This window comes from Escherichia sp. MOD1-EC7003 (assembly GCF_002965065.1).
Taxonomy (GTDB): domain Bacteria; phylum Pseudomonadota; class Gammaproteobacteria; order Enterobacterales; family Enterobacteriaceae; genus Escherichia.
Map to the genome: position 1 here is coordinate 1 of NZ_PTRE01000268.1, position 3,223 is coordinate 3,223.

The following is a 3,223-nucleotide window of genomic DNA, read 5'->3' on the forward strand; positions in this document are numbered from 1 at the left end:
AGTCATCCTGTTTACCTCTTTCTCAGGGAGTTTAGTCTCCAGGATTCCCGGGGCGGTTCAGATAGCCCAAAAGCTTAAACCCTGTAATCTCAGGTCAAATGCTCGTTTAACAACTTCCACTTTATCGGGGATGATAGTGAATGTTCGACGGTCATCATTCAGCCTTAACCATGCAGGACAACGCCTAGAAATCTTGATACCCTCAGAGATGAGTTCTTTTTTACGGTTCCATGCAGCTTGGACACGCTCAGACTTCCTCAGACTTTCCTCATGCGCCCGCTGCATTATCAGAATGCTTTTAATCAGGGATAACGGGTCTTTTAAACTTTCTCGTGTGTAATGTTCACCATCGGACAGGGTGACTACATCTACACCAGCCCTTAAGATACGGCGTAATAGCTCAGAAGCAATATCAATATCCTGACGTGACAGACGGTCTAAACTCTCGATTAGTAGCGTATCACCAGCTTTAACAAGCCCTTTCTCGATAGCGGTTAGAAAGTCACCTAGACCACCTTTCAGGTGCTTACCACTAAAAGCACTTTTCCCCAAATCTTTAAAGCTCAAGGATGAATCCAAGTAAAACTCAGGGTTCTTATCAAGCCAGTCAGTAACCAGCTTAGATTGTCTGCGTACAGAGTCCCCTTTTAGTTGTCGTTCACTTGAAAATCTGATGTAGCTGATTGCCCGTCTCATATTCAATACCTAAAATGATGTGTTTAGGAACCCATTATACTGAAGACAATACCGGACCACATATTCAGGGCCGAGTGACCGGTAACGCCAAGGTGCTCAACGTAGAGGGGTAAGAAGGGCATCACAAGACTGAAGGCGGCACCGGTAAGAAAACAGCCTAGCCAGGCGACGATCAGGTTTCGTTTCCAGTTTATAGGGGTGTCATTTTCACAGGGTGACATAGCAATCCGCTGTTGGTGCGCCAGGCGCGGTGAACATAGAAAAAAGGTAAGCACGCTAATTATGCGCCCGACTTCCAGGGGGCGCAATCCAGAGAGCTTTTATCGCTAAATCAGGGGGATTTGCTGTGGTAATGCCGGATGCCATTCTGAAGCATCTGGCATGGGAGATTTAATAGCGTGAAGGAACGCCTTCTGGGCGTGTTTTAAAGCGACGGTGCAACCACATATACTGCTCTGGTGCCATCATGATGCATTTTTCGATCACTTTGTTCATCCATGCGGCAGTGGTTTCGGCATCATCCAGCGGTGGAGAACACTCCGGCGGCAGTATAATTAACTGATATCCTTTGCCATCTGGCTTACGGCGCGGAACGAAGGGCACCAGACATGCGCCGGACATCCGCGCCAGCATCCAGGTTCCGGTCGTGGTCGCCGCCTGCTCAACGGCAAACAACGGGACGAAAACGCTTGAGCGCGGGCCGTAATCATGATCCGGTGCGTACCAGACCACTTCGCCTTTTTTCAGTGCTTTAATCATGCCTTTTAAATCTTTGCGATCGAGCATCGATTTATTTGAGCGCAAACGGCCCCAGGTTTGAAGCCAGTCAATCAGTGGATTATCGTTCGGGCGGTAAACGCCAATCCCCGGTTTCTGCATACCAAACTGCCGCGCACCCAGCTCCAGCGTCAGAAAATGGATACCAACTAACAGGATGCCGCGTTTTTGCGCCTGCACCTCACGAATGTGTTCCATACCGATCACTTCCGTCCAGCGAGCGATCCGGCGGTCTGGCCAGAACCACGCCATGCCGGTTTCCATCAGTCCCATGCCAACGGATTCGAAATTCTTCACCACCATTTTACGGCGTTCTTGTTCGCTCATTTCCGGGAAGCACAGTTCCAGGTTGCGATGCACAATTTTTGCGCGTCGTTTCATAAAACGTAATGCCAGTTTTCCTAATCCACAACCGAGGCGGTAGATAACCGGGTAGGGCAATTGCACGGCCAACCAAAGTACGCCAATACCCAACCAGGTTAACCAATAGCGCGGATGAAGCAGTGCGGTGGAGAACTTGGGTAGATTCGTCATATCAATCCTGTTTTTCAACCTATACGGGCAATTGTATGTATTGTCGCATTTTTTCGTCCGCAACCAAAATTAGTGACTGAAGACTGGGCGAAATTGCCGCGATTGTAAATAACAAATAATTTTTTATGCGTAAATGTAGCGTAAAATGTGTGGATGTTAATTATCGATAATTGCTATATCATGCCGCGGATTTTTACTTTCCCATCTCGCAGGAACCGTACACCATGCCAGTGTTACACAACCGCATTTCCAACGACGCGTTAAAAGCCAAAATGTTGGCCGAGAGCGAGCCGCGAACCACCATTTCGTTTTATAAGTATTTCTACATCGCCGATCCTAAAGCGACCCGTGATGCTTTATATCAGCTGTTTACCGCGTTGAATATTTTTGGGCGAGTGTATCTGGCGCATGAGGGCATTAACGCGCAAATCAGCATACCTGCGAGCGATGTTGAAACATTTCGCGCACAGCTATATGCCTTCGACCCAGCTTTAGAGGGCTTACGGCTGAATATCGCGCTGGATGATGACGGGAAATCCTTCTGGGTGCTGCGCATGAGGGTACGCGATCGCATCGTTGCCGACGGCATTGACGATCCTCACTTTGATGCCAGCAATGTTGGTGAGTATCTGCAAGCGGCAGAAGTGAACGCCATGCTTGACGATCCCGATGCACTGTTTATCGACATGCGTAATCACTATGAGTATGAAGTTGGGCACTTTGAAAACGCGGTGGAAATTCCGGCAGATACCTTCCGTGAGCAGCTGCCAAAAGCCGTCGAGATGATGCAGTCACATAAAGATAAAAAAATCGTCATGTACTGCACCGGCGGCATTCGTTGTGAAAAGGCCAGTGCCTGGATGAAACATAACGGATTCAATAAAGTCTGGCATATAGAGGGCGGTATTATTGAATACGCCCGTAAGGCACGCGAGCAGGGCTTACCGGTGCGTTTTATTGGCAAAAATTTTGTTTTTGATGAGCGGATGGGCGAACGTATTTCTGACGAGATTATCGCGCATTGCCACCAGTGCGGCGCGCCGTGCGACAGCCATACCAACTGTAAAAATGATGGCTGCCACCTGCTGTTTATTCAGTGTCAGGTATGTGCGGAGAAATACAAAGGTTGTTGTAGTGAGATTTGCTGTGAAGAAAGGTAAGCGGCTCGTCAGAACCGTATTGATATTTACTGAGAGCTCAGATCAACTTTCCAGGG

Annotated in this window: 1 protein-coding gene and 3 pseudogenes; 1 reads left to right on the plus strand and 3 read right to left on the minus strand. The window is 48.4% G+C overall.

From position 1 onward, the window contains the following. Positions 1 to 60: 60 nt before the first annotated feature. The 3 genes and pseudogenes from A7090_RS25100 to lpxL all read right to left on the minus strand — a co-directional run. Positions 61 to 696: pseudogene (locus A7090_RS25100) on the minus strand (recombinase family protein); the annotation flags it as partial. 35 nt (positions 697 to 731) lie between these two features. Next, a pseudogene (locus A7090_RS25105) lies at positions 732 to 917 on the minus strand (hypothetical protein); the annotation flags it as partial. 169 nt (positions 918 to 1,086) lie between these two features. Next, positions 1,087 to 2,007 carry a kdo(2)-lipid IV(A) lauroyltransferase gene (lpxL, locus tag A7090_RS25110; protein ID WP_105275885.1) on the minus strand — a complete coding sequence of 307 codons (921 nt, stop codon included), beginning with the start codon at positions 2,005 to 2,007 and terminating at the stop codon, positions 1,087 to 1,089. A 224-nt stretch (positions 2,008 to 2,231) separates the two neighbouring features. Here lpxL and trhO point away from each other — a divergent pair. Next, positions 2,232 to 3,161: pseudogene (gene trhO / locus A7090_RS25115) on the plus strand (oxygen-dependent tRNA uridine(34) hydroxylase TrhO); the annotation flags it as partial. Between the last annotated feature and the right edge of the window lie 62 nt (positions 3,162 to 3,223).

Excerpts from the sequence above, each read along its gene's own strand:
- lpxL (WP_105275885.1), bottom strand. The coding sequence starts at position 2,007 with ATGACGAATCTACCCAAGTTCTCCACCGCACTGCTTCATCCGCGCTAT.